This is a genomic window from Bradyrhizobium guangdongense (assembly GCF_004114975.1).
Taxonomy (GTDB): Bacteria; Pseudomonadota; Alphaproteobacteria; order Rhizobiales; family Xanthobacteraceae; genus Bradyrhizobium; species Bradyrhizobium guangdongense.
In genome coordinates this window covers 1,561,038-1,585,877 of the sequence record NZ_CP030051.1, presented here as the reverse complement: position 1 = coordinate 1,585,877, position 24,840 = coordinate 1,561,038, and the positions used below count along the sequence as shown (strand labels likewise).

The 24,840-nt window shown below is 64.8% G+C and carries 24 protein-coding genes and 1 pseudogene; 8 read left to right on the top strand and 17 right to left on the bottom strand.

Annotated features, from left to right (window positions below; translation table 11 throughout):
- Positions 1–13: 13 nt before the first annotated feature.
- Positions 14–736 (bottom strand): aquaporin Z, encoded by a 723-nt coding sequence (gene aqpZ, locus X265_RS07590; RefSeq protein WP_128964244.1) that lies wholly within the window; start codon positions 734–736, stop codon positions 14–16.
- A gap of 256 nt (positions 737–992) precedes the next feature.
- Here aqpZ and rpsU point away from each other — a divergent pair, with 256 nt between their 5' ends.
- The gene (rpsU, locus tag X265_RS07585; RefSeq protein WP_027545547.1) at positions 993–1,289 is read left to right on the top strand and encodes a 30S ribosomal protein S21; all 297 of its coding nucleotides are present in this window, start codon (positions 993–995) and stop codon (positions 1,287–1,289) included.
- Positions 1,290–1,409: 120 nt separating this feature from the next.
- Positions 1,410–2,060: a tetratricopeptide repeat protein gene (locus tag X265_RS07580; protein WP_128964243.1), complete on the top strand. Its 651-nt coding sequence runs from the start codon at positions 1,410–1,412 to the stop codon at positions 2,058–2,060.
- Positions 2,061–2,149: 89 nt separating this feature from the next.
- Here the strand turns inward: X265_RS07580 and X265_RS07575 are convergent, their stop codons facing one another.
- The 11 genes and pseudogenes from X265_RS07575 to X265_RS07525 form a co-directional block, all read right to left on the bottom strand.
- Entirely contained in the window at positions 2,150–3,079 is a 930-nt protein-coding gene (locus tag X265_RS07575) for a hypothetical protein (RefSeq protein ID WP_128964242.1), read from the bottom strand.
- A 93-nt stretch (positions 3,080–3,172) separates the two neighbouring features.
- A pseudogene (locus tag X265_RS07570) lies at positions 3,173–3,462 on the bottom strand (cupin domain-containing protein).
- Between the two features lie 25 nt (positions 3,463–3,487).
- Positions 3,488–4,585 carry a calcium:cation antiporter gene (locus X265_RS07565; RefSeq protein ID WP_128964241.1) on the bottom strand — a complete coding sequence of 366 codons (1,098 nt, stop codon included), beginning with the start codon at positions 4,583–4,585 and terminating at the stop codon, positions 3,488–3,490.
- Positions 4,586–4,645: 60 nt separating this feature from the next.
- A complete protein-coding gene (locus X265_RS07560) occupies positions 4,646–5,446 on the bottom strand; it encodes an alpha/beta hydrolase (protein WP_128964240.1) in 801 nt (266 codons plus the stop codon).
- Between the two features lie 64 nt (positions 5,447–5,510).
- Positions 5,511–6,911: an NAD(P)(+) transhydrogenase (Re/Si-specific) subunit beta gene (locus X265_RS07555; protein WP_128964239.1), complete on the bottom strand. Its 1,401-nt coding sequence runs from the start codon at positions 6,909–6,911 to the stop codon at positions 5,511–5,513.
- A 39-nt stretch (positions 6,912–6,950) separates the two neighbouring features.
- The gene (locus X265_RS07550; RefSeq protein ID WP_014492434.1) at positions 6,951–7,268 is read right to left on the bottom strand and encodes a proton-translocating transhydrogenase family protein; all 318 of its coding nucleotides are present in this window, start codon (positions 7,266–7,268) and stop codon (positions 6,951–6,953) included.
- Between the two features lie 12 nt (positions 7,269–7,280).
- The gene (locus tag X265_RS07545; protein WP_128964238.1) at positions 7,281–8,408 is read right to left on the bottom strand and encodes a Re/Si-specific NAD(P)(+) transhydrogenase subunit alpha; all 1,128 of its coding nucleotides are present in this window, start codon (positions 8,406–8,408) and stop codon (positions 7,281–7,283) included.
- A 142-nt stretch (positions 8,409–8,550) separates the two neighbouring features.
- Complete coding sequence (locus tag X265_RS07540) at positions 8,551–8,703, bottom strand: aa3-type cytochrome c oxidase subunit IV (protein ID WP_018317799.1); 153 nt, start codon at positions 8,701–8,703, stop codon at positions 8,551–8,553.
- Positions 8,704–8,799: 96 nt separating this feature from the next.
- Positions 8,800–9,195 (bottom strand): type II toxin-antitoxin system death-on-curing family toxin, encoded by a 396-nt coding sequence (locus X265_RS07535; protein WP_128964237.1) that lies wholly within the window; start codon positions 9,193–9,195, stop codon positions 8,800–8,802.
- A gap of 14 nt (positions 9,196–9,209) precedes the next feature.
- The gene (locus tag X265_RS07530) at positions 9,210–9,434 is read right to left on the bottom strand and encodes an AbrB/MazE/SpoVT family DNA-binding domain-containing protein (RefSeq protein WP_128964236.1); all 225 of its coding nucleotides are present in this window, start codon (positions 9,432–9,434) and stop codon (positions 9,210–9,212) included.
- A gap of 99 nt (positions 9,435–9,533) precedes the next feature.
- On the bottom strand, positions 9,534–11,429 hold the full coding sequence (locus X265_RS07525; RefSeq protein ID WP_128964235.1) for a M3 family oligoendopeptidase: 1,896 nt from the start codon (positions 11,427–11,429) through the stop codon (positions 9,534–9,536).
- A 127-nt stretch (positions 11,430–11,556) separates the two neighbouring features.
- Here X265_RS07525 and X265_RS07520 point away from each other — a divergent pair, with 127 nt between their 5' ends.
- From X265_RS07520 to X265_RS07510, 3 genes are all read left to right on the top strand, one after another.
- A complete protein-coding gene (locus X265_RS07520; protein WP_128964234.1) occupies positions 11,557–13,053 on the top strand; it encodes a sigma-54-dependent transcriptional regulator in 1,497 nt (498 codons plus the stop codon).
- A 348-nt stretch (positions 13,054–13,401) separates the two neighbouring features.
- On the top strand, positions 13,402–15,627 hold the full coding sequence (locus X265_RS07515) for a L,D-transpeptidase family protein (RefSeq protein WP_128964233.1): 2,226 nt from the start codon (positions 13,402–13,404) through the stop codon (positions 15,625–15,627).
- Positions 15,628–15,888: 261 nt separating this feature from the next.
- Positions 15,889–17,502: a peptidoglycan L,D-endopeptidase MepK gene (locus X265_RS07510; RefSeq protein ID WP_128964232.1), complete on the top strand. Its 1,614-nt coding sequence runs from the start codon at positions 15,889–15,891 to the stop codon at positions 17,500–17,502.
- Between the two features lie 69 nt (positions 17,503–17,571).
- Here the strand turns inward: X265_RS07510 and X265_RS07505 are convergent, their stop codons facing one another.
- Both X265_RS07505 and X265_RS07500 read right to left on the bottom strand, forming a co-directional pair.
- Positions 17,572–17,844, bottom strand: a complete 273-nt coding sequence (locus X265_RS07505; RefSeq protein WP_018641571.1) for a DUF2312 domain-containing protein — start codon at positions 17,842–17,844, stop codon at positions 17,572–17,574.
- A 196-nt stretch (positions 17,845–18,040) separates the two neighbouring features.
- Positions 18,041–18,346 (bottom strand): DUF1244 domain-containing protein, encoded by a 306-nt coding sequence (locus X265_RS07500; RefSeq protein ID WP_128964231.1) that lies wholly within the window; start codon positions 18,344–18,346, stop codon positions 18,041–18,043.
- 180 nt (positions 18,347–18,526) lie between these two features.
- Here X265_RS07500 and X265_RS07495 point away from each other — a divergent pair, with 180 nt between their 5' ends.
- Complete coding sequence (locus X265_RS07495; protein ID WP_128964230.1) at positions 18,527–19,132, top strand: DUF1036 domain-containing protein; 606 nt, start codon at positions 18,527–18,529, stop codon at positions 19,130–19,132.
- Positions 19,129–20,565, top strand: coding sequence for a pyruvate kinase (gene pyk, locus X265_RS07490; protein ID WP_128964229.1), 1,437 nt, complete (start codon positions 19,129–19,131; stop codon positions 20,563–20,565). Before X265_RS07495 ends, pyk begins: the two co-directional genes overlap by 4 nt.
- A gap of 151 nt (positions 20,566–20,716) precedes the next feature.
- On the opposite strand, the gene X265_RS07485 is transcribed toward pyk, so the two are convergent.
- The gene (locus X265_RS07485) at positions 20,717–21,397 is read right to left on the bottom strand and encodes a TetR/AcrR family transcriptional regulator (RefSeq protein ID WP_128969170.1); all 681 of its coding nucleotides are present in this window, start codon (positions 21,395–21,397) and stop codon (positions 20,717–20,719) included.
- A gap of 413 nt (positions 21,398–21,810) precedes the next feature.
- Here X265_RS07485 and X265_RS07480 point away from each other — a divergent pair, with 413 nt between their 5' ends.
- On the top strand, positions 21,811–23,370 hold the full coding sequence (locus X265_RS07480) for a glycosyltransferase 87 family protein (RefSeq protein WP_164938459.1): 1,560 nt from the start codon (positions 21,811–21,813) through the stop codon (positions 23,368–23,370).
- 164 nt (positions 23,371–23,534) lie between these two features.
- On the opposite strand, the gene X265_RS07475 is transcribed toward X265_RS07480, so the two are convergent.
- Positions 23,535–24,131: a c-type cytochrome gene (locus X265_RS07475; RefSeq protein WP_128964227.1), complete on the bottom strand. Its 597-nt coding sequence runs from the start codon at positions 24,129–24,131 to the stop codon at positions 23,535–23,537.
- 58 nt (positions 24,132–24,189) lie between these two features.
- On the bottom strand, positions 24,190–24,813 hold the full coding sequence (locus X265_RS07470) for a c-type cytochrome (RefSeq protein WP_244659249.1): 624 nt from the start codon (positions 24,811–24,813) through the stop codon (positions 24,190–24,192).
- Positions 24,814–24,840: the final 27 nt, after the last annotated feature.

Sequence of the window (24,840 nt, the reverse complement as noted above, 5' to 3'; positions counted from 1 at the left end):
TCCCCCTTCTCCGCTAAGCCATCTTCGCGCCCACGACGACGCCAGCGGGCTCCTCGCTGAGCCAGCGATAAATCACCCCGCCCAATGCGCCGCCGATCAAAGGCGCGACCCAGAACAGCCAGAGCTGCGACAGCGCCCAGCCGCCGACGAACAGCGCAGGGCCGGTGCTGCGCGCCGGATTCACCGACGTGTTGGTGACGGGGATGCTGACGAGATGGATCATCACCAGAGCAAGTCCGATCGCGAGCGGCGCGAAGCCTGCGGGCGCGCGGCCATGGGTCGCGCCCATGATGACGAACAGGAACATCATCGTCATCACCACTTCGGTGACGAAGCAGACGATCATGCTGTACTGGCCGGGCGAATGCGCGTCATAGCCGTTGGAGGCAAAGCCCTTGGTGATGTCGAAACCGGGGGCGCCGCTGGCAATCACATAGAGCAGTTCGGCAGCGACGATCGCCCCGCAAACCTGCGCGATCACATAAGGCAGGATCTGGCCGGCCGGAAACCGTCCACCGGCGGCGAGGCCGACCGTGACGGCCGGATTGAGATGGCAGCCGGAGATATGGCCGATCGCATAGGCCATGGTAACAACGCTCAAGCCGAAGGCCAGGGACACGCCGACCAGGCCGATCCCGACCTGCGGAAAGCCGGCCGCAATCACCGCGCTGCCGCAGCCTGCGAATGTGAGCCAGAACGTGCCGATGGCTTCGGCCGCGTATTTCTTCATGTCCATGAGGCGTCTCCCCTGATTGCAAGATTCCGGACAAGGTCCGCTGCGGCCCTTCTTAGCGCCGATTCTCCCAAATCAGGGCCGCAAGGGGGCATTTTCGCCGCATTTAGTGGCTGAACTTGGCCCGAAACCCCGCTTGGCAGGTGGACATCCCAGCTTTTGTCTGATACATCCGCGCCCTCAGGTTAAGGGCTTGCGCGTTTTGCCATCCCCTTTGACTTACCAGAATTCAAATCCGATCCACTGAAGAGGATGCCGCGTGCAGGTTCTCGTTCGCGATAACAATGTCGACCAAGCCCTCAAGGCGCTGAAGAAGAAGATGCAGCGCGAGGGCATTTTCCGCGAGATGAAGCTCCGCGGTCACTACGAGAAGCCCTCCGAGAAGAAGGCCCGCGAAAAGGCCGAAGCCGTGCGCCGCGCGCGCAAGCTGGCCCGCAAGAAGCTGCAGCGCGAAGGCCTGCTGCCGATGAAGCCGAAGCCGGTGTTCGGCGCTGGCCCCGGTGGCGAGCGTGGCGGCCGCGGCGGCCCGGGTGCTGGTCCGCGCGGACCGCGCTGATCTTGCCGACAGTGCAGGACTGAGTTTTTCGATAACGCGGGCTCCTGGCCCGCGTTATTATTTTGTGAGCGGTGCCTTTCTGGGACGGGGCACTACAGATGCGGCACGAGCGAACCGTAGATGACCTCCCCTTTCCCCGAGCCCGGCTTGGTGCGGTGGCGCCGGATCTGGCGTCAGCCGCTCGCGCTGGCCGTGATGGGGATCGCGTTGTGCGGCTGCTCCTTCGATCTGGGCTCGCTGATGCCGGAGAAGGAAAAGCCGCAAGAGGCGCCCAAGGCGGCGGCTGCGCCGGATAGCGCAGTCAGCGCCGCCAACGTCACCGAGGCCCAGGCCCACACGGCAAAAGCGCAAGGCCTGGCGAAGTCAGGCGAGACCCAGGCCGCGCTGGACGAGTTCAATCGCGCCGTCGCGCTCGATCCCTATAATGCCCAGGCGCTCTACGGCCGCGCCCTGCTCTACCAGGGCAACAACCAGCACGACTTCGCGATCGCCGATTTCGGTGCCGCCAGCGGCCTCAATCCGCAGAAGGCTGAACCGCTGCTCGGCCGTGCCGTCAGCTATCTCGCCATTGGCAAGGTCAAAGAGGCCGCGGCCGATCTCGACGAGGCTTCCGAAGCCGATCCGCACAACGCTCAGGTCTGGACGACACGGGGACAGGCCTATGAACGGCTGGGCGACAAGACCAAGGCGGCGGCCTCCTACGGCAAGGCCCTCGCATTGCGCCCACGCGATGACGCCGCCCGCAGCGGCCTTGCCCGCGTCGGCGGCTGACGAATTCCTTAAGGTTGAACCTGACGCGTTGTCGTGACACGACCGGCATCCCCCGGGCGAAAGCGCGCCGGGAGAGCGCATCCACCCCCTTAATCGGGGGTGGCGCCCTTCGGCAGAACCGCATGGAACATCGACTTCATGCCCGACAGCATCTCGTCGGCAACATTGGTCTTGGGGCGTGGCGCGGTCGCGCCGGCATCGGCGCGGAGGTCGAGCGGCGGAGCGATCATCGGCACCGGAATATCGGCCGGCGGCGTCAACCGATTCGGATCGTCGTTGCCGACCGATGCCGTGTAAGGCGGATTCGCCTGCGACGGGCCACCATTGCCATAGGCCTCGGGCGCTGGCGTGGACACGTTGATCGGCGGCGGCAACGGACGCACCGTCGACGGCAGCGCAGTCACGACGCGAGGGGCCTCAGGCGTCCGGGACGCTTCCTGCACCGCAGGCTCCGGCGTCCGCTCGGCGGCCTTGGCCTCGGCCGGCCTGATTTCGGAAGGTCTGGCCTCGGCCGCCTTTTCAGCGGCCTTGCCCTCCGGCGACTTCCGCAGGCGCTCGATGGCAGCCCGCGCGAGATCGTTGGCGTCAGGGGTCGCGGCCGGAGATGCGGCCGCCGGCGCCGAATTGGCCTCAACCACCGGCGCGGCAGCAGGCGCCGCCGGGGTAGACTTGGCAACCGACTTCTCGTGGGCCGGGGTACGGCCGTGCGAAGCGGTCTCGCCGGGCGTCACGTCGGCAGCTTTGGTCTCGGCAGGCTTCTCAGCCGCGGGCTTGTCGGACGCGTTCTTCTCGGAAATGCTCTTCTCGGAGACGCCCTTGGCCTTGACGCCGGGGCCCGGGAGGTTGGCGACGTCGGCGGGCTTGCCGTTCTTGGCGGCATCGGCAGGGGTCACCACCGCGGCTGGCGTATCTGCCGCCGGCTTGGCGTTAATGTAGTGATTAACGATGTAGGCCCCGATGATCGTCGCGAGCACCGAGGGGAAAATATCCATCGAGATTTTAGCGAGGTATTTCAGCATTTCTCGGCCACTCCCCGCGCGATCTGATGCGGGAACTTTGGGGCATTGTAAGGGATCAACTGCGACGGATCGATGGCAAAGTCTACGCGTGCCTTACGGCTTCAGCTCAATCTCAAGGAACACGATCTCGGTTGAGGTTTCGTTAAGTACGTCGTGTTGGACACCGGCCTTGCGGAAGTAGGATTTTCCGGCCGCAAGCTGCGCCTTGGAACGCTCGCCGCCCGGCGCCACGATGGTCATTTCGCCGGCCACGACGGGAACGATCACGTAGTCCATCCCGTGGGTGTGATGTGATGTCCGGTCGCGCTGCCGGGGGCGAGCCGCCATTCGGTCACCCGGACCTCTTCGTTATCGACCTGGACTTCGGACCTGGCGGCAAGCATCTGGAACCTCGTTCGGGGAAGCGGTTCAGGGCACGAACACCATGAACGTGTAGACGGCAAATACCACCATATGAACCAGTCCGAACAGCACGTTCGTCCTGCCCGTGCCGAAGGTCAGCATGCTCAGCAAGAATGTCAGGATCAGAAGCGCCGTGTTCTGGGGATTGAGGCCCAGCACCAGCGGCTGGTCGATCACATAGGTGGCGAGCCCGACCGCCGGGATGGTCAGGCCGATGGTGGCCAGCGAGGACCCCAGCGCCAGGTTGATGCTCTTCTGGAGGTCGTTCTTGCGGGCCGCCGTGATCGCGGAAACGCCCTCCGGCATCAGGATCAGGAGCGCGACCAGGAGGCCAGCGAACGCCGGAGGGGCGCCGATCCTGTCGGCGACGGCGTCCACCACCAGCGAGAACTTCTTGGCGAGGAGGACGACGGCCAGGAGCGAGATCAGGAGCAGCGCGATGCTCAGCGCGAGCATCATGCCCGACAGATGGATTCCGCCGCTCTCGCCCTCCGCCCGCTCATGAACGAAATAGTCCTTGTGCAGGACCATCTGGGTGTAGAGGAACACGCCATAGAGCACGATGGTCACGAGGTCGACAAAGCCGAGCTGGAGCGTCGAATAGACCGGCCCCGGCGTCGACAGCGTGTAGTTGGGCATGATCAGCGTCAGCGTCGCGAGCGCAATCAGCACGCTGAGATAGACGTTGGCGCCCGAGACCTGAAAACCCTGCTCGCGGTAGCGGAGTCCGCCGATGAAGACGCAGAGGCCGACGAGGCCGTTGCAGACGATCATCACCACCGCGAAGACCGTGTCGCGCGCAAGCGTCGGCGCGGGCTTGTCGCCCAGCATGATCGTGGTGATCAGCGCGACCTCGATGATGGTCACCGCGAGCGTGAGCAGCAGCGTGCCGAAAGGCTCGCCGATCCGCTCCGCGATCACCTCGGAATGATGCACGGCCGCGAACACGGTGCCGAACAGGATCACCAGCAGGACGATGGCGAACAGGCCCCCGCCGGCCGACAGGGTGAAGCTGTAGCCGCTCACCGCGACGATCAGGAACAGCAGCACCGCCAGGGCAGGAAAGATCCAGGACGACCGCGGCATCGGTCCGTGCGCACTCATGCAGGCGATTCCCTCATTCGACGGACCGATTATGCGCGAGAAGATCGCGCCCGTCAGCCCTCAGGGTCCGTTGATGAAACCTCGCGCGATCTCGACCATGCCGAAATTGCCGAGATCGTCATGCCCGCCCGCAGGAATGCGAACGAACTGCTTCGGCTCGTGCGCCAGCGCGAACAGCTTCTCGCCTGATGCGATCGGGATGGTCTGATCCTGCGCGCCATGCACGATCAGGAGCGGCACTGCGACACGCGCGATGCGCCGGTCCGAGTGGAGCGGATCGCGGATCAGGAAGCGGACCGGAACGAAGCGGAAATGCGCGGCCGCGACGTCCGCAATCGACGTGTAGGGCGCCTCGAGGATCAGCTTGCCGATCGGATGCTCCGACGCGACGGCAACGGCAACGCCGGTCCCGAGCGAAAATCCCCACACGACGATGCGCTGGGGGTCATAGCGCGCCGCCGCGAATGAATACGCGGCCGCCCCGTCACGCAGCAGGCCGTCTTCGCTCGGCGCGCCACTGGAGCCCGCGTAACCGCGATAGGACAGCGCCACGAGGCCGGTGCCGTCGGCAGTGATCGCCTTGAAACGCCCGGCAAGTCCCGCGAGAAAATCCCCGTTGCCGTGGAAGTACAGCACCACGGCATGGCCGGGCTTGGGCGGCACATGCCAGACGATGACCCTCTCGCCATCGGAGGTGGTCAGGACCTGCTCTTCGGCCTGCGGAAATCCTGCGGCGGCAGGCGCGGTGCGCTCGGTGGTCGGGATCGGAAACAGCAGGCTGCGCTGCTTTGCGAACAGCAGGACGAGCCCGGCGCAATAGCCGGCTGCGAGGATGATGGCGATCCATTTGAGGATTGTCATCGCGGGCCTCCGCGGCAGGCGCACGCCGCCTCAGCGGCGACGTGCAAGCGGCGCGCGGCTCGCGCTACATCGCCTTGACGATGTTCTCGGTGACCTTCTTGGCGTCGCCGAGCAGCATCATGGTGTTGTCGCGGTAGAACAGCGGGTTGTCGATGCCCGCGTAACCCGACGCCAGCGACCGCTTGATGAACATCACCGTGCCGGCCTTCCAGACCTGGAGGACGGGCATGCCGTAAATCGGCGAGGTCTTGTCCTCTTCGGCGGCCGGGTTGGTGACGTCGTTGGCGCCGATCACGAAGGCGATGTCGGCCTGGGCGAACTCGGAATTGATGTCCTCGAGCTCGAACACCTCGTCATAGGGCACGTTGGCTTCGGCGAGCAGCACGTTCATGTGGCCGGGCATGCGGCCCGCGACCGGGTGAATGGCGTACTTCACCTCGACGCCTTCCTTCTTCAGCATGTCGGCCATCTCGCGCAACGCGTGCTGGGCCTGCGCCACCGCCATACCGTAGCCGGGCACGATGATGACCTTGGAGGCGTTCTTCATGATGAAGGCGGCATCGTCCGCCGAGCCGAGCTTGGCGGGCTTCTGCTCGCCACCTGCTCCGCCGCCGGCCGCCGCGGTCTCGCCGCCGAAGCCGCCGAGGATGACCGAGATGAAGGACCGGTTCATCGCGTGGCACATGATGTAGGACAGGATCGCGCCCGACGAGCCGACCAGCGCGCCGGTGATGATCAGCGCCGAGTTGCCGAGCGTGAAGCCGATGCCGGCCGCAGCCCACCCCGAATAGGAGTTCAGCATCGAGATCACGACCGGCATGTCGGCGCCGCCGATCGGGATGATCATGAGCACGCCGAGGGCCAGCGCCAGGATGACGTTGAGCCAGAAGAACACCGGGCTGCCGGTGATGACGAGGCCGACGATACAGGCGACCAGCGCCACCGCGAGCACGACGTTGATCACGTGGCGAGCCGGCAAGATGATCGGAGCACCGCTCATGCGTGCGGAGAGTTTCAGGAACGCGATCACCGAGCCGGTGAAGGTCAGCGCGCCGATGGCGACGCCGAGCGACATTTCGACCAGGCTCTGGGTGTGGATGTTGCCTGGAGTGCCAATGTCGAAGGCTTCGGGCGCGTAGAATGCGCCCGCCGCAACGAGCACCGCGGCCATGCCGACCAGCGAGTGGAAGGCGGCGACGAGTTCCGGCATCGAGGTCATCGGCACGCGGCGGGCGATGACCGCACCGATCGCAGCGCCAATGGCGATGCCGACAATCACCAGCACCCAGGCGAGACCGTCCGCAGGCGGATGGTTGGCCAGCGTGGTGGCGACGGCAATCGCCATGCCGATCATGCCGAGCAGATTGCCCTGGCGCGACGACGCCGGGCTCGAGAGTCCGCGCAGCGACAGGATGAACAGCACCCCCGCCACGAGATACAAGAATGCAGAGAGATTAGCGCTCATCTCAGGTCCCCATTGATCCCATCAGCCCGAGGTGGCCGCTCACTTCGACTTCTTCTTGTACATCGCCAGCATGCGCTGGGTGACAAGGAAGCCGCCGAAGATGTTGATGCAGGCAAAAATCAGCGCGACGAAACCGAAGGCGCGCGCCCATCCCGAACCGCTCGAGACGTTGGCGACGCCGCCGGCAAGCAGCGCGCCGACCACGATCACCGAGGAGATCGCATTGGTGACGCTCATCAGCGGCGTGTGCAGCGCCGGGGTCACCGACCACACCACGAAATAGCCGACGAAGACGGCGAGGACGAAAATCGACAGCCGGAAGATGAAGGGGTCGACGACCTGTGCAGCATGCTCCATGACGTGCTCTCCTTACGCCTTCGGCTGGAAGTTCGGATGGATGACCGCGCCGTCCCTGGTCAGCGCGGTGGCCTTGACGAGTTCGTCGTCCCAGTTGACGGCGAGCTTCTTCTCTTTCTTGTCGACCATGGTCTCGATGAAGGAGAACAGATTGCGTGCGTACAGGCTGGAGGCCGACGCCGCGACGCGGCCCGCGACATTGGTGTAGCCGACGATCTTGATGCCATCGAGATCGACGACTTCGCCGGCTTTGGCACCCTCGACATTGCCGCCGCGCTCGACGGCGAGATCGACGAGCACCGAGCCCGGCTTCATCGACTTGACCATCTCGGCACTGACGAGCTTCGGCGCCGGACGGCCCGGGATCAGCGCGGTGGTGATCACGATGTCCTGCTTCTTGATGTGCTCGGCGGTGAGTGCGGCCTGCTTGGCCTGGTACTCTTTCGACATCTCCTTGGCATAGCCGCCGGCCGTCTGGGCGTTCTTGAACTCCTCGTCCTCGACGGCGAGGAATTTCGCACCGAGCGATTCCACCTGCTCCTTGGTGGCAGGGCGAACGTCGGTCGCGGTGACGACGGCGCCGAGGCGGCGCGCGGTCGCGATCGCCTGCAGGCCGGCAACGCCGACGCCCATCACGAATACTTTTGCGGCCGGAACCGTACCGGCGGCGGTCATCATCATCGGAAAGGCGCGGCCGAAGGCCTCGGCGCCCTCGATCACGGCGCGGTAGCCGGCGAGATTGGCCTGCGAAGACAGCACGTCCATCACCTGCGCACGGGTGATGCGCGGCATCAATTCCATCGCGAAGGCGGAGACGCCGGCATCGGCCATCGCCTTCAGCGCAGCCTCGTTGCCGTAGGGATCCATGATGGCGATGACGAGCGCGCCGCGCTTGTACTGCGAGAGCTCGGAGGCCTCGGGACGCTTCACCTTGATGATGATGTCGGCATCTTTGAGCGCATCGGCGCTGACGGTGGCGCCCACGGCGGTGAATTCGGAATCCGGCAGACCCGACTTGATGCCTGCGCCGGGCTCGACGGCGATCTCGGCCCCGAGCGCCTTAAACTTCTTCACCGTATCGGGCGAAGCCGCGACCCGCGGCTCCGACGGATCGATTTCCTTGGCAACGGCGATCTTCATAGGTCCTCCGGCGGCGCGGGACAGCGCACGCACAAAAAAGTAGCGTTACTCCCGCAGCGTTGCATACCGGCTTTGCCGCCGGCTTGTTTGCAAATTTTGTGGGCAGCCGCCGCCGCAAGCGTGGGCAGCCGCCAAAGTCGATTTAGGTGAGGAAGATCGCCATCAGAATCACAATCAGGGCGACCGACGCGGTGCCGTACTTCACCAGCTTGATGAAGCCTTCGTAGGTCTGCTCGTGCGCAACGTAGTCGTTGCCATCGGCGGTGCTGTACGCAACTTCGCTATGATCTGCCATGGATGTCCCCAGTCGAAAGTCCAATTCTTCGGCTGGGATACCTTAAACATTTGAGCAGGGCAACGGCACGGAAGCGTGGTTTTCCCGCAAATCAGGTCATTTGGAATCCAGATTATCGCGGATCCAGCGGACGAGGTTCGGCTCGCTGACTTCGCCGGCGGCGAGGGAAAGGATGATGGTTGTCGCTTCCGCGGGATCGGGACTGAAGGCCACGGCATTCTTGCGCAGAAAGACCATCATCGCCATAAACGAGAGGCGCTTGTTTCCGTCGACGAATGCATGGTTTTTTGCCAAGCCGAATGCATATGCTCCAGCGAGTTCGTCCATCGTCGCTTGTTCATAGCGCCATTCATGGATCGGCCGCTCGAGGGCCGAGCGCAGCATGTCTTCGTCTCGCAGCCCTGCCGCGCCGCCAAAGCGCCGAAGCTGTCGGCTGTGGATTGCGACCGCCTGCTCGTAGGTGATCCACAGCGGCTCCTGGGGATCGCTCATCTGTGCAGCAAACCCTATTTCGCAAGCGCGGCGAGCGCGTCGCGATACTTGTCCATCACCTCGTCGGCGATCTCCATCGTCCGCTCGAAATCCGGGTCATAAGGCAGTGCCTGGAAGCCGCCGCCAGGCAATTCAACAATATGCAATTGCTGCCCGCGTTTGAGATCGAGCCGCTGCATCAATTCACGAGGCAACAGCAGGCCATCGGAATTGCCGATCTTTTTGATTTCGATCTTCATGATCTCGCTCCGACAGTGTTGTACACATGTATAACGCTGTCGGAGGGTCGGTTCAACAGATGTTTTACGCCGCCGCTCAAAAATAAGGCACGCTCGCCGTCAGCCCATCGCCTCCAGCTCATGGATCATGCCGGCAATGACGCTGAGGCCGCCGTCCCAGAACTTCGGGTCCTTGGCGTCGAGCCCGAACGGGCGCAGCAGCTCGGAATAGTGCTTGGTACCGCCGGCCGCGAGCATGTCGAGATAACGCTCGGCGAACCCTTCGGCCGCGTTCTCGTAGACGGCATAGAGCGAGTTCACGAGGCAATCGCCGAAGGCATAGGCATAGACGTAGAACGGTGAGTGGATGAAGTGCGGGATGTACATCCAATAATTCTCATACCCTGCCTTGATCTCGATCGCGGGACCTAAGCTCTCTCCCTGGACCGAGAGCCAGAGCTCGCCGAGCCGCGTCGCGGTGAGCTCGCCGTTCTTGCGCTCGGTGTGGACGGCGCGCTCGAACGAATAGAACGCGATCTGCCGCACCACGGTATTGATCATGTCCTCGACCTTGCCCGCGAGCAGCGCCTGGCGCTGCTTGGCGCTCTTGGTCTGCGCCAGCAGCCGCCGGAAGGTCAGCATCTCGCCGAACACGCTCGCGGTCTCGGCGAGCGTCAACGGCGTCGGTGCCATCAGCGCGCCGTTCTTCGCCGCCAGCACCTGGTGGACGCCGTGACCGAGCTCATGCGCGAGCGTCATCACGTCGCGCGGCTTGCCCTGATAGTTCATCAGCACGTAGGGGTGCGCGGACGGGGTGGTCGGATGCGAGAACGCGCCCGGCGCCTTGCCCGGACGCACCGGGGCGTCGATCCAGCGGTCGGTGAAGAAGCGCTCGGCGATGTCGGCCATTTTGGGGGAGAAGCCGCGATAGGCCGTCAGCACCATGTTGCGCGCATCGGGCCAGCCGATGACGTCAGTGGCGGCGAAGGGCAGCGGCGCATTGCGGTCCCAATAGGCCAGCCGCTTCTTGCCGAACCACTTCGCCTTCAGCGCGTAATAGCGATGTGACAGTTTTGGATAGGCCGCCCGCACCGAGGCGACCAGCGCGTCCACCACTTCGCGCTCGACGCGGTTGTTGAGATGGCGGGAATCGGCGACATCCTTGAAACCGCGCCAGCGGTCGGAGATGTCCTTGTCCTTGGCGAGCGTGTTGGTGATCAGCGCAAAGGTGCGCTCATTGGCCTTGAAGGTCCTTGCCAGCGCTTCCGCCGCAGCCTTGCGCTTGGCGCCATCGCGGTCCTGCAGGAGATTCAGCGTCGGCTCGATCGCCAATTCCTTGGAGCCGACCTTGAAACGCAGGCTCGAGATGGTCTGGTCGAACAGCCTGTTGAAGGCGGAATAGCCGGTCTGCGCCTTCTCCAGGAACAGCTGCTCGAGCTTGTCGTCGAGCTGATACGGCTTTTCCTTGCGGAGGTCCTCGATCCAGGGACGATAATGCGCAAGCTCGGGCGCTTGCATCGCGCGGGTCAAAAGATCGTCATCGATGCGGTTGAGCTCGAGCGCGAAGAACAAGAGATGCGTCGACGCCGCCGTCAACCGCTCGGAGACATCGCCGTAAAACTTTGAAATCTTGGGGTCCACGCTGTCGCCGGCGTGGATGAGGCCGGCGTAGGAGCCGAGGCGGCCAGCGAGGTCGTCGATCGCCTCATAGCGTCGCACGGCCTCGGCGAGCCATTTTCCGCCATCTCCGTTTGCTGTGCCTGTTGCGAGCTTGCCCTTGTAATCCGTCTCGAACGCGACGCAATCGGCATCCATCTTTTCGAGATCGCGCGCCACTTCCGGCGCATCGATTCCGGAATAGAGATCGGCGAGGTTCCACTCCGGAAGCTTGCCAGTCTTGCTCGCAGGCTTTGCGGAGGGTTTTGCCTTGACGGCAGATTTCTTGGCGACGGACGTCTTGGTGGCTGGCTTGCGAACGGCGGGCTTTTTAAGAGCGGAGCTGGGGCGCGAATTCATCGTGTGGAAAACCTGTGTTCAACAGTCGCGACGGCGGACGGGGGCAGCAAGGCTTAAGAGGGCGTTAATCGGCTTCGGCCAGAGTGACCCGATTCGAGACAGATAGTAGTAGCGTGCGGGGAACACCATGGCTGCCAGTATTTTGATCGCCGACGACGACGCTGTAGCCCGCCGGCTGGTCGAGAACATGGTGCAGAAATGCGGCTATGAGACGATCGTTGTCGAGTCCGGCGACGCCGCGATATCAACCCTCACGGCCCCCGACGCACCAGCGATCGATGCCGTGATCCTCGATCTGGTGATGCCCGGCCTCGACGGCATGGGCGTGCTGGCGAAAATCCGCGAAGCCGGCCTCAGCATCCCCGTGATCGTGCAGACCGCCCATGGCGGCATCGATAACGTCATCTCGGCGATGCGCGCCGGCGCGGCCGATTTCGTGATCAAGCCGGTCGGAATGGAGCGGCTCCAGGTCTCCTTGCGCAACGCGCTCAACGCCTCCGCGCTCAAGGGCGAACTGCAACGCATCCGTCACAGCCGCGAGGGCAGGCTGACCTTCTCCGACATCATCACGCGTGCGGAAGCCATGGCGCCGGTCATGCGCGCGGCGCAGAAAGCGGCGAACTCCTCGATCCCGGTGCTCATCGAAGGCGAGTCCGGCGTCGGCAAGGAGATGTTCGCACGCGCCATCCACGGCAGCGGCGAGCGCAAGGCAAAGCCGTTCGTCGCGGTCAATTGCGGTGCGATCCCCGACAATCTCGTCGAATCCATCCTGTTCGGCCACGAGAAGGGCGCCTTCACCGGCGCGACCGAACGGCACACCGGCAAATTCCTGGAAGCTCATGGCGGCACCCTGTTTCTGGACGAGGTCAGCGAGCTGCCGCTGACCGCCCAGGTCAAGCTGCTCCGCGCGCTCCAGGAGGGCGCAGTCGAGTCCGTCGGCGGCCGCAAGCCTGTGAAGGTCGACGTCCGCATCATTTCCGCGACCAACCGCAAGCTGCTGGAGCGGGTCAAGCAGGGTCATTTCCGCGAAGATCTGTTCTATCGCCTTCACGTGCTGCCGCTGACGATCCCTTCGCTCAGGGCCCGGCGCGAGGACATCCCGCATCTGCTCAGGCACTTCCTGGCGTGCTTTGCGGCGGAGGAGAACCGCACGATCTCCGGCGTCTCTGGCGAGGCCGTGGCGCATCTCACCCAGCTCGACTGGCCCGGCAACATCCGCCAGCTCGAAAACGCCGTCTACCGTGCGGTGGTGATGAGCGAGGGCGATCAGCTCGGTCTCGACGATTTCCCGCTTCTCACCTCGCAGCCGCATGCCGCAACGGAAATTCCGACCGCGCCCTTGATGATCGAGCCGATGGCGGCGCCTTCCGTGGTATCCGGTAACGAAATACCGATCGCGCCGCTACCGCTGGCAGGGTCCCTCTCGATGCTGACCTCGACCGGCGATGTGCGCCCGCTCGAGGACATGGAGAACGAGATCATCCGCTTTGCGATCTCGCATTACCGCGGGCAGATGTCCGAGGTGGCACGTCGCCTCAAGATCGGCAGGTCCACGCTGTATCGCAAACTCGACGAAGCCGGGGTTCCCGGACATGGCGGGAAAAGCGGTGAAGAGACGCACTGAACCTCATGCGAACGGAGGTTCTCGCGAGGCGACGATGTACCCGCAAGCCGTTGAATTACGGCAAAATTCGGCTGCGACTCAGACCGTGACCTGGAAGTGACAGACACCGGGAAAAGCGCGCGGCGAAGGCGCACAATCCGTTGCAAACGCGCTGTCTTGAAGTCAGTTTGTCGTGAGTTTCCCGGACTAGCGCTAGCTGCCAAAACGGGGCCTGTATATCGTCTGCGTATGAATCGTTGCGTGCAGGCGTTCAACTTCCGAGAGGCCGGCGCGGTTTAGCCGCAAGCTCAATTAGGCGATAACGAAAGCTGTTCCGCGAGGGACAGTTCACCCAAGGGGTGCGACACAATGCGTGACTGTTTGAACCACCGTGCAGGATTTGACCGTGTTTTGGCGACGGTCGCAGCGACCTTCCTCACGGTCTCCGCCGGCTCGGCGCTGGCACAGGATCAGGCGCGCAGCAGCGCCGCCGAGCTCGCGATCGAAGCCGCGATCCCGCGCCCCGAGCCTGCCAACGTCCCGCCCCCGACCGCCTCCGACATCAAGCTCGACACCACCGCGACGCTGCAGGACGCCCCGAAGGACACGGCCACGGAGCCGGTCAAGGCCGAAGCTGCTCCAGCCCCAGTCAAGGTCGAGACCAAGCCGTCCGACGTCGCCGCGACGCCAGCAGCCGACGCGCCCAAGAACGAGCCGGCCAAGAACGAGCCGGCCACCACAGAGCCGGCGAAATCGGAGCCTGCAAAAGCTGAGCCTGCAAAGGCTGACACCGCAGCAGCACCGGCGGCCACTCCCGCAGCTCCTGCGGCAGCAGCAGCGCCGGCCGCCGAGCCGGTGAAAGCCGCGAGCAACGTTCCCGCCGCCGACCAGCCGGTCGCCGACAAGCTCAAGGACATCATCGGCGCCAAGACTTCGCGTCATTTCGAGCGCAAGAACGAGCGCGCCGCCGTCGAGAAATTCTACGGCGCCCGCGACTTCGCTCCAGTCTGGACGCAGGGTGGCGCCCTGACCGCTACGGCCAAGGGCGTGATCGCACGGCTGAAGGATGCGGCCTCCGATGGTCTCAATCCCGCGGATTATCCCGTGCCTGACTTCGCCGCTGCGACGACGCCCGATGCGCTCGCCGATGCCGAGCTGAAGCTCACTGCCAGCATGCTCGACTATGCACGCCAGGCCCAGAGCGGCCGCATGCACTGGTCCCAGGTCAGCGCCGACATCCTCTATCCCGAGCATCCGGTCGATCCGAACGAAGTGCTCGCCAAGGTGACCACGGCAGCCGACGCTTCCGCAGCGCTCGACAGCTACAACCCGCCGCAGAAGCTCTACAAGGAGCTGAAGGCCAAGCTCGCGCAGCTGCGCGGCCAGGGCGACGGCCCGGTGATCGAGATTGCCGACGGCCCGGCGCTGAAATACACGCCCGCCAAGGGCAAGAAGCAGGCCGAGATCGTCGTGCAGGATCCGCGCGTGCCGCAGTTGCGCGCCAAGCTCGGCATCAGCGAGAACGCGAGCGACGATCATTATGACGCGACGGTCGCCGAAGCCGTGCGCAAGTTCCAGGACGGCGCCGAGATGAAAGCGACCGGCGTGCTCGACGACAAGACCGTCAAGGCGCTGAACAGCCCGAAGCGCGACAAGCAGATCGACACCGTGCTTGTGAACATGGAGCGCTGGCGCTGGTTGCCGCGCGACCTCGGCGTGCCCTCGCTGGGCGATGCCTATGTCATCCTCAACATTCCCGACTACACGCTGAAGGTGATGCAGCGCGGCCAGCAGGTCTGGACCACCCGCGTCGTCACCGGCAAGCCGGGCCAGCACGCGACCCCGCTGCTGACCGAGACGATGAAGTACATCACGGTCAACCCGACCTGGAACGTGCCGCCGTCAATCGTCTATGGCGAATATCTGCCGGCGCTGCAGCAGGATCCGACCGTGCTTCAGCGCATGGGCCTGAAGCTGGAGCAGAACCGCGACGGCTCGGTGCACATCTCGCAGCCGCCCGGTGAAGCCAATGCGCTCGGCCGCATCCGCTTCAACTTCCCGAACAAGTTCCTGGTCTATCAGCACGACACACCGGACAAGTACCTGTTCGCCAAGGACGAGCGCGCCTTCAGCCATGGCTGCATGCGCGTGCAATATCCGGATCAGTACGCCTCCGTGCTGCTCAACATCGCCATGCCGAACGAGCACTACACGCCGGAGCGCGTACGCTCCATGTACGGCTCGGGTGAAGTCGACCTGAAATTCCCCACGCCGATTCCGGTCAACATCACCTACCAGACCGCGTTTGTGGACGACGCCGGCAAGCTGCAGTTCCGCAAGGACGTCTATGGCCGCGACGCGACCATGATCAACATCCTGAAGAACGGCCGCGGCAAGGACCTCGAAATGGTCGTCGCGCATTCCCAGCCGAGCTACTCGCGCCCGGCAACGACCCTGCCGAACGGCGTTGCGATCGCCAACAATGGCGGCGGCTCGTCCGGTCTGAACTTCTTCGAGCGGCTGTTCGGGGGTGGGGCGCCGACCCCGCCGCCCGCTCCGGTCGGTCGCCGGACGCAGCGGGTATTCACCCGCTAAGCCCCGTCCGGCCAGCTTTAGCAATGAAATCAACGGCCCCCTCCTCTGGACGGGGCCGTTTAACGTTAACCATTCTCCTCCTGAGCCCGGCCACCTCGGCGTTTTTTTGCCACAGTCAACCGTTTAGGATTGTAGTCTGACTTGGTTTGGGGGCGGGAAGGTCAACCTCGAATTAACCTTCTCGCTTTAAGAAAGCGTTCATCCTCTTTCGCGCGCTAACGGGGTTGGCGGGAGAGTCCATTTTGAACGCTCGTCGACTGGGTGGGCTCATACGTGCTGGCTGGTTTCGCACGCCAATTCGCTGCGTTGTCGTTGTCCCATGCGGGAGTGAAGGTCGGATCTCGGATCGGCCTTGCTTCCGCATTGCTGCTGGCTGCCGCAGGTTCAGTCCATAACGCCGCCGCGCTGAACGAGACCAAGACGCTCTCGTTCCACCACACCCATTCCGGCGAAGACCTCACCGTCACCTTCAAGCGCGATGGCCGTTACGACGACGCCGCGCTGAAGCAGCTCAATCACTTCCTGCGCGACTGGCGGACCCAGGACGAGACGGTGATGGACCGTCACCTGTTCGACATTCTCTGGGAAGTCTATCGCGACGTCGACGGCAAGCAGCCGATCCAGATCATCTCCTCCTATCGTTCCCCCGCCACCAACGCCATGCTCCGTCGCCGCTCTGCCCATACGGGCGTGGCGCGCTTCAGCCAGCACATGCTCGGCCATGCGATGGATTTCTACATTCCGGGCGTGCCGCTGGAGCAGATCCGCTTCGCGGGCTTGCGCCTCCAGCGCGGCGGCGTCGGCTTCTATCCGACCTCGGGTTCGCCGTTTGTACATCTCGACACCGGCAACGTCCGGCACTGGCCGCGCATGACGCATGACCAACTCGTCCGCGTGTTCCCCGACGAACGCACGGTCCATATCCCGACCGATGGCGTACCGCTGAAAGGGTATGAGCTCGCGAAGGCGGACATCGAGCGGCGCAGCGATGGCGATGGCGCCAGTAAGCCGGGCTTCTTCGCCGCCTTGTTCAAGGGCAAGTCGGCTTCGGCAGCCGCCAGTGACGAGGATGACGAGGGCGCACCCGCCCCGGCCGCCAAGCCCGCTGCGCCCAGTATGGTTGCCGCCGCCGTCAAGTCCGCCGATCCGGTGCCGACGCCCCGCGCCAAGCCGCAGATCGCCTCGGCGCTCCAGCTCGCCTCCGCCGACGCGCAGCTCGCCGCGCCGCCAAAGCCGAAGCCGGCGCCTGTGGCCGACAAGCCGGCGCCCGGCAAGCCCGAGACCCCCTCCGACATCATCAATGCCCGCGGCTTCTGGGATGATATTCCGTCCGCGCCGCAGCAAGCGACGCCGGCCCAGGTCGCCGCGTTGAAGGCGCGCCAGGCGCTTGCCGCGGCCGCCGATCCGCAACCGACCGCGAGCGTCTCAAACGCAGCGCTCGAGGCGCTGGCTTTCGCGCCGGCCGCCTCACCGGATCGCACCAAAGTCGTCGCCGCCTCCGCGCCGATTCCGCGCACGGCGCGCCCGGCCACCGCGCGCAATCAGGCGCCCGCCGCTGAGATCAACACGGTCGTCGGCAAGAGCACCGACGGCATGATCTCAACTGCAACCCGGCTGTCCGCTGCCAAGGGCGAGAGCATCTGGCTCAAGATCGTGATGCTGTCGCCGAGCGCCAGCCGCGCGATGTCGGTCACGCTGATGGGCGAGCTCGATATGGTGGCGTTGCGCGGCTATTTCGTGAAGCCGCAGACCGTGGTCGCCATGGGCTTTACCGACGATCCCATGCAGGGCCTGTCCTGCGACAGCTTCTCGGGCAGTGCGACCGCCAAGATCGAGACGACCTCGTTCGTCATGCGCACCGCCGCGTTGCGCTGACGCTTCGGCATTTCGCTGCTTCGGAGATTGCCTGGTCGTCCTGGCGCAAAGCGAGGACGACCATTCGCCTCAGAGCATCCCCAGCGCCTGCATATAGGTCTCGAGAATCGTCTCGGCCTCGGCCCGCTCGTTGGGATCCTGCTTGCGCAGGCGCACGATGGTGCGCAGCGCCTTGACGTCGTAGCCGTTGCCCTTGCTCTCGGCATAGACGTCACGGATGTCGTCGGAGATCGCCTTCTTCTCTTCCTCCAGCCGCTCGATGCGCTCGATGATGGATTTGAGCTGGTCCTTGGCAAATTTCGTCGCGGGCTCGTCGTCGCGGACGGCGGCGGAGGTGGCCATCTTGGTACTCCCAATGGAACTGGCAAAACGAGGTGACGCCGGCATCCTCACCGCGCGTGCTGGCAGAACTGTTAGGGTTCGTGCCGGCCACGTTCAAGCAAGCATCACGCTCGTCCACAGCGCGCCCACATCTTCCTGCGGGCGTACAAAGAAAGCTGTTGTGTGGTGCGACTCAGCGCCGGCTTCGGACAGTCCCTCAGTGATTGTGAGGATGCACTTTCTTCATCGCCTCAAGCTGCTCGGGCGTGGCCGTGCCCTGATACTTCGATTTCCAGGTCTCGTAGGGCATGCCGTAGACGGCCTCCCGGCTCTCATCCTTGCTCAGGGGCACGCCTTGGGCATCGGCCGCGTCCTTGAGCCAGTTGGACAGGCAATTGCGACAGAAGCCGGCCAGATTCATCAGATCGATGTTCTGGACGTCGGTCCGCGTCCTCAGATGATCGATCAGGCGCCGGAAAGCGGCTGCCTCGAGCTCCGTTCTGGTTTTGTCGTCGATTGCCATGGCTGGACCTCTCAGCTGTCTCGCGTTCCGACCTTGATGGTGGTCACCCTTACGGGATCAGGTGGGGTTCTGTCACAGATTTTGCCATATCGCGGCGCAAACGGCCGCTGAGACGGCACAGGGGGCATTTCCCCCGGCCCTACGCCAAATCGTCAATCATCTGGTATACGTTCCGCGACAATGATCGCCGAATCTTCCCCCTTCCCCCTTCGACTGCTCGCCCGGTTGGTCCCGGTGCTGGCGGTTGCTCTCATGTGCTTCTGGGCAAGTCCGGCTTCGGCCGACTTCCGGCTTTGCAACAACACATCCAGCCGGGTCGGCATCGCGCTCGGCTACAAGGACGCCGACGGCTGGACCACCGAGGGCTGGTGGAACATCTCGTCCCGCTCCTGCGAGACCCTGCTCAGGGGAACGCTGGTCGCCCGCTACTATTACATCTACGCAATCGACTATGACCGCGGCGGCGAATGGTCGGGGCAGGCCTATATGTGCTCGCGCGACAAGGAATTCACCATCCGCGGCACCGAGGACTGCCTGGCGCGCGGCTACGACCGGACCGGCTATTTCGAGGTCGACACCGGCGAGCAGCGGGCATGGACGGTGCAACTCACCGATGCCAACGAGCAGCCCTCGCAGCCGCGCGTCCCCGGCATGCCCGGCCCTGTGGGCCCTGGTGGCGGCGTTCCGGGTTTGCCCAATAGCCCGCCCGGTGCTACGCCCCCGGGCTCGCCCGGCCTGCCACCGGCCGCTGCCCCGCCCTCGCCCCCGCCTGGAAATAAGCCATGAGGCGTCTTCGCCGTATCAAGATTCTCGCGACCCTGGGTCCTGCCTCTTCAGACCTCGCGATGATCCGCCGCCTGTTCGAGGCTGGCGCCGACGTGTTCCGCATCAATATGAGCCACACCCCGCATGACAAGATGCGGGAGCTGGTGGCGACCATCCGCAATGTCGAATCGAGCTACGGCCGGCCGATCGGCATCCTGGTCGATCTCCAGGGCCCGAAGCTCAGGCTGGGTGCCTTCGCCGAAGGCTCGGTCCAGCTCCAGAACGGCCAGACCTTCACGCTCGATTCCGACAAGACGCCGGGCGATGCCAATCGCGTCAATCTTCCGCATCCGGAGATCCTGGCTGCGCTGCGGCCCGGTCACGCGCTGCTGCTCGACGACGGCAAGGTGCGGCTGATCGCGGAGGAGACCTCGAAGGAGCACGCGGTGACGCGTGTCGTGGTCGGCGGCAAGATGAGCGACCGCAAGGGCGTCAGCCTGCCGGATACCGACCTGCCGGTCTCGGCGATGACGCCGAAGGACCGCGCCGACCTCGAGGCAACGCTCGTCACCGGCGTCGACTGGATCGCGCTGTCCTTCGTGCAGCGCGCCGACGACGTGCTCGAAGCCAAGAAGATGATCCGCGGGCGCGCCGCCGTGATGGCCAAGATCGAGAAGCCGCAGGCGATCGACCGCCTCGCCGACATCATCGATGCCTCGGATGCGCTGATGGTGGCGCGCGGCGACCTCGGCGTCGAGCTGCCGCTGGAACGCGTGCCGAGCCTTCAAAAGCAAATGACGCGCATGGCGCGCCGCGCCGGCAAGCCGGTCGTGGTCGCGACGCAAATGCTGGAGTCGATGATCCAGTCTCCGGTGCCGACCCGCGCCGAAGTCTCCGACGTCGCCACTGCCGTCTATGAAGGCGCCGACGCCATCATGCTGTCGGCGGAATCGGCGGCCGGCAAATTCCCGGTCGAAGCGGTCTCGACCATGAACCGCATCGGCGAGGAGGTCGAGCGCGACCCGACTTACCGGTCGGTGATCACGGCGCAGCGCCCCGCGCCGGAATCGACCGCGGGCGACGCCATCGCCGACGCCGCGCGGCAGATCGCCGAGACGCTCGACCTGCCCGCTTTGATCTGCTGGACCTCATCCGGCTCGACCGCGACGCGCGTCGCGCGGGAGCGGCCGAAGCCGCCGATCGTGGCGATCACGCCGAACATCACCGCCGGACGCCGGCTCGCGGCGGTCTGGGGCGTGCATTGCGTGGTGGCGGAGGATGCGCGCGACCAGGACGACATGGTGAACCGCGCCGGCCAGATCGCGTTCCGCGACGGCTTTGTCCGCGCCGGCCAGCGCGTCATCATCGTCGCCGGCGTGCCGCTCGGCATCCCCGGCACCACCAACATGGTGCGCATCGCCTCGGTCGGCCCCGAGGGCGACGCGAATATGTGAGGCGGCGGACCCGTCCCCGACACAAAACGCGAAAACAACCCCATGCACAGTAGCCGGCCGAACCGGCTGCTTTGCGCGGCGTTTTCGAAAAGATGTGCTCAGGCAGAGACCTGAGCGCGGTCAGGCCACCGCTCCCATCAGCAGCGGCACTTCAAGCCCCGACCAGCGCCTTGGTCGTCGGCAGCAGCGTCTGCTGCACCACGAGGCCGCGGGCGCGGGCGTCCATGACGCCGACGGCGCGGAGCGCCAGCAGCGTCACGGTCTGGACAGCGTCGCGCATCTTCACGGGATCTTCGAGATTGTCGGGTGCGAGCGGGCCGACCAGCGCCTCATGCAGCGCGCCTAGCAGGGCGGTGGCAGCGAGCGCCGTGTCCTGCGCCGGCAGATGGCCGGCGCGCACCGCAGCGTCGATCCGCGAGGCGAGCTCGCCGGCGATCTCGCGGCGGCTGGCGAGGCGCGAAGCGCTGACGTCGACATCGACGGGCTCGGCCAGGATGCCCCAGGCGAGGCGCCGCTGCGACAGGGTGTGGACCGCCACCGTCGTCACGGCCGCCGCCAGTGCCGAGGACGGCCCCGGCGCGGCATCGGCCGCCCGCCTGATCGCCGCGAGCTCGTCGCGGGAGACCTCGGCAATCAGTTCGGAGATCAATTCGGCCTTGGAGGGGAAGTAGCGATAGACGGTGCCGGCCGCCACATTGGCCCTGACCGCAACCGGCGCGATCTGCACCGCTGCCATGCCGCCTTCGGCTGCGGCTTCCCGTGCCGCCGCCAGGATGGCGCTGCGCCGAGCCGCAAGGCGCTTCACCACTTGATGCGTCCGCCGATAGACCATGGCGCGCTTCCTGTCCCACACGCCGCCCGCACGCCCTGCGGCCGAACGCTTCGTCACTGATATCGTTGCAAATCGCCCCAAGGACTGAACAACTATTCAGGAGAGATGACAAGAAGCAAATGCGTGATGCTCCGCGCGCGTCAACGGACGTCGGAATTCCTCGCGAGGGACACGCCAGCCAAACGGTTCCTGCATCGATTCATGCAACCTTAACTGGCTGGACATAGTCCTTACGGACATCAACCGGAATTCCGGAATTCGGCCATGCGCCCCACGAGCCTGCCTTCCGCGTCGCATCACCTTGCCGAAGACGGGTTACGCACCTCAAGCGTGGCGCGTTGATGCTGCAACGTACGCCAACCGCTGCTGACTTGCCCGACGCCATGCCGGGGGCCGGAGGCCTACGACGAGGGATGACGCGCCTGCGCAGCAAAGCACTGGCGCCTGTCGCCATCGTCGTCTGCTCGATGCTGCTGGGGGCGCTCTACACGCTCGCGATGGGCGAGGACGTCAACTGGGATTGGCAGAACTATCACGAATACAATGTCTGGGCCGTGCTCAACGGCCGCTATGCCATCGATGCCGTCCCGCCGGGCTTTCAGACCTACTTCAATCCGATCGTCTATTTTCCGGTTTATTATCTTCGCCATTTCCTGCCGTCGCCATATGGGCTGATGATCCTTGGCGCAGTTCACGGGCTCAACCTCGCGCTGATCTGCCTGTTTGCGCGCCTGGTGTTGCGCGAGGCGGCCAGCGTCGCGGTGATCGCGGCGGCGGTTGTGATCGCGGCTTTCGGCCCAATGACGCTTTCGGAAGTCGGCACGAGCTTTTCCGACGTGCTGCTGGCATTGCCCGTGATCGGCGGCTTCCTTCTGATCCTGGTGGCGGATCGCCGGCCCGCAGCCTGCTGTCTGCTGGCGGGATTGCTGATCGGCGCCGCGGTCGGGCTGAAGCTGACCAATGTCGTCTACGCAGTCGGCGCCGCCGCGGGCGTGCTCGCTGCCGCGCGGCCACTTCGCGCGACGACCCTTCTTGCGATTGGCGGGATCCTCGGCGCGACGCTCGCCGGCGGCGAATGGTGCCTGATCACCTGGCGCGACACCGGCAATCCGATCTTCCCGCTGTTCAATGCGGTGTTCCAGTCACGCGAAGTGGCGGCCGTCAATCTGATGGACGCGCAGTTCATGCCGCATGGACTGCTCGACGCGCTCGCCTATCCCTTCTACTGGCTGGTCGGCGACCACAGAGGCGCGGAGCATCCGTTCCGGGACGCACGGTTCGCGATCGTGACGGTGCTGTTCGTGCTCGCCCTGACGGTGCGCATGATCCGCGATAGCGCGATCCTCACACGGCGTGACGTGCAGCTCGTGGTGATGTTTACCGTCTCATACCTGGCGTGGCTCGGCCTGTTTGCAATCCAGCGCTACGCGGTCGTTCTGGAATTGTTGTGCGCCCCCCTCATCGTTGTGCTGCTCGCACGCCTCGCTGCGAGTGCTGGCCTGACATGGCCCGCGACGTCCTCGCTTCCGCTGAACGTACTGACGTTGACGGTTGCAGCGGGAATCGCATTGTGGTCGCAGCCTGCGGATTGGTGGCATCGCCCCTGGTCCGAAACCTACCGACCGAAAATTGCAGCTGAGCTCGCGCAGCCCGCGACCTATTTCATCCTCGGCAAGCCGCTCGCTTACATCGCGCCGCAGCTCCCCTCGCAGTCGCGCTTCTACCAGCTCGCCGATATCGGCGTGCCCATCATCCCCGGCGGCATCTTCGACCAGCGCATCCGCGCGGGGTTGCAGGCTCCCCTGCCCGGCGGCGTCCGCGAATTGCACATGCGCGGCGAATCCGACCGCAGCGCGCTGCTGGAGCGCTACGGGCTCGCCATCGACCGCTCCCGGCCCTGCGTCAGCATCGAGGGCGCCCGCCCCCGCACCGTGCTCGAAAGCTGTCCGCTGATCGAGCGGACCGCGCGTTAGAACTGGACTCCCGAGGCGGTGTTGCCGACAGCCGGGCGGAAAATATCTGCTCGCAGAAAATGCTTGGCATCACAGCGGCTTGTGACCGGAACGGGCCATCGGCGATACACCCGGCCGCTCCGAGCGGGCAGGCTGACGTCCAGAATTGCTGTCTCGATTGACGGCTATCTGACGAAGCTGAGATACGAGGCCAGGGCCTCGATCTCGTTCGGGCCGAGGGAGCGCGCAACGACAGGCATGGGCGTTCCCATGCCCGAATGATATCCTTGGCCCCACTGCTCGAGCCGTGCCTTGACATAGAAATAGGCAAGGCCGCCGAGGCGGGGAATCTCCCGCACGCCTTCGGCGTTCGGGCCGTGACAGGCGTAACAGGACGCGATGTTGGCTTCGGGAATGCCCTCCATGTAGATGGCCTTTCCCTTCGCCATCAGATTGCGGTCGCCGTCATTGGCGGGCCTTGGCGGAATGGTTGCGAAGTAAGCCGCAAGATCGCGCGCATCGCGGGAATCGAGCGCTGCGACGGCTCCCCACATGTACTGTTTCGAGAAGGGATTATCCCGGCTGTGATCGCGGAAGCTCCGCATCTGGCTTTCGAGATAGGCCGGACGTTGCCCGGCTAGTCTTGGGGCCACCGTGTAGCCCTGCGCCGACGTCCCATGACACCAGGTGCAGTTGCGGACGCTGGCACCGTCCCACGCCATTGCGGGGCCCATGCAAGCCAGCATTGCGAGCAGCGCTGTCTTTAGTCCGATGCGCTTCATGACCTCTCGCCCCTGCGCAATGTGGTCCGCCCGCTCTGCATGTCCGGACTCGCGCGTCTCATTGCATGTAGCTCACATAGGCAGCCACCGCTTCGACCTGAGACCGCGCCAGGTTATGCGACGTCGGCGCCATGATCGCCGAGGTGTCGGTCGCCGACCCACGCGTTTTCGTCCAGCCGGCGAGCTGACCCACGGTGTACTCATAGAGCTGCCCGGCCAGCCGAGGAATTTCGTTCTGCCCTTTGCCGTCGCTGCCATGGCAGGCAGCACAGGCCGGCACGTTGGAATCGGGAAGACCTTCCTCGTAGATGCGCTTGCCGACGGCCAACGACCCCCTCGGTGCGCCGCCAATCGGTTTTGGATCGAGGTTTTTCAGGTGAGTTGCAAGCGAGGCGATCATCGCCGAGCTCAGCCCATGGGCAGCATTGGCCATGACGGGATTGGTACGCCGGTGCTCGAGGAAAGCGCGAAGCTGGTTCTCGAGATATTGCGGCTGCTGTCCCGCCAGTCGCGGCATCGGAAACCAGCCGCGATAGCCTTGCGCCGACAGTCCGTGGCAGGTCTTGCAATATTCGATCTTGGCTTCGAAGCCGCTCCTGTCCTGCGCGTGAGAAGCGGCGGAGCCGACCACCGTCAGGGCCATGGCGCACAGCACCGCACGCAGGCGACCAACGCGCCGCAACGATGACCGCCCTGGTCCAGAGGCCGG

What these genes read in the sequence shown, in the direction of transcription:
- aqpZ (WP_128964244.1), bottom strand. Translation starts at nt 736, where the DNA reads ATGGACATGAAGAAATACGCGGCCGAAGCCATCGGCACGTTCTGGCTC.
- X265_RS07580 (WP_128964243.1), top strand. Translation starts at nt 1,410, where the DNA reads ATGACCTCCCCTTTCCCCGAGCCCGGCTTGGTGCGGTGGCGCCGGATC.
- X265_RS07575 (WP_128964242.1), bottom strand. Translation starts at nt 3,079, where the DNA reads ATGCTGAAATACCTCGCTAAAATCTCGATGGATATTTTCCCCTCGGTG.
- X265_RS07565 (WP_128964241.1), bottom strand. Translation starts at nt 4,585, where the DNA reads ATGAGTGCGCACGGACCGATGCCGCGGTCGTCCTGGATCTTTCCTGCC.
- X265_RS07560 (WP_128964240.1), bottom strand. Translation starts at nt 5,446, where the DNA reads ATGACAATCCTCAAATGGATCGCCATCATCCTCGCAGCCGGCTATTGC.
- X265_RS07555 (WP_128964239.1), bottom strand. Translation starts at nt 6,911, where the DNA reads ATGAGCGCTAATCTCTCTGCATTCTTGTATCTCGTGGCGGGGGTGCTG.
- X265_RS07550 (WP_014492434.1), bottom strand. Translation starts at nt 7,268, where the DNA reads ATGGAGCATGCTGCACAGGTCGTCGACCCCTTCATCTTCCGGCTGTCG.
- X265_RS07545 (WP_128964238.1), bottom strand. Translation starts at nt 8,408, where the DNA reads ATGAAGATCGCCGTTGCCAAGGAAATCGATCCGTCGGAGCCGCGGGTC.
- X265_RS07540 (WP_018317799.1), bottom strand. Translation starts at nt 8,703, where the DNA reads ATGGCAGATCATAGCGAAGTTGCGTACAGCACCGCCGATGGCAACGAC.
- X265_RS07535 (WP_128964237.1), bottom strand. Translation starts at nt 9,195, where the DNA reads ATGAGCGATCCCCAGGAGCCGCTGTGGATCACCTACGAGCAGGCGGTC.
- X265_RS07530 (WP_128964236.1), bottom strand. Translation starts at nt 9,434, where the DNA reads ATGAAGATCGAAATCAAAAAGATCGGCAATTCCGATGGCCTGCTGTTG.
- X265_RS07525 (WP_128964235.1), bottom strand. Translation starts at nt 11,429, where the DNA reads ATGAATTCGCGCCCCAGCTCCGCTCTTAAAAAGCCCGCCGTTCGCAAG.
- X265_RS07520 (WP_128964234.1), top strand. Translation starts at nt 11,557, where the DNA reads ATGGCTGCCAGTATTTTGATCGCCGACGACGACGCTGTAGCCCGCCGG.
- X265_RS07515 (WP_128964233.1), top strand. Translation starts at nt 13,402, where the DNA reads ATGCGTGACTGTTTGAACCACCGTGCAGGATTTGACCGTGTTTTGGCG.
- X265_RS07505 (WP_018641571.1), bottom strand. Translation starts at nt 17,844, where the DNA reads ATGGCCACCTCCGCCGCCGTCCGCGACGACGAGCCCGCGACGAAATTT.
- X265_RS07500 (WP_128964231.1), bottom strand. Translation starts at nt 18,346, where the DNA reads ATGGCAATCGACGACAAAACCAGAACGGAGCTCGAGGCAGCCGCTTTC.
- X265_RS07495 (WP_128964230.1), top strand. Translation starts at nt 18,527, where the DNA reads ATGATCGCCGAATCTTCCCCCTTCCCCCTTCGACTGCTCGCCCGGTTG.
- pyk (WP_128964229.1), top strand. Translation starts at nt 19,129, where the DNA reads ATGAGGCGTCTTCGCCGTATCAAGATTCTCGCGACCCTGGGTCCTGCC.
- X265_RS07485 (WP_128969170.1), bottom strand. Translation starts at nt 21,397, where the DNA reads ATGGTCTATCGGCGGACGCATCAAGTGGTGAAGCGCCTTGCGGCTCGG.
- X265_RS07480 (WP_164938459.1), top strand. Translation starts at nt 21,811, where the DNA reads ATGACGCGCCTGCGCAGCAAAGCACTGGCGCCTGTCGCCATCGTCGTC.
- X265_RS07475 (WP_128964227.1), bottom strand. Translation starts at nt 24,131, where the DNA reads ATGAAGCGCATCGGACTAAAGACAGCGCTGCTCGCAATGCTGGCTTGC.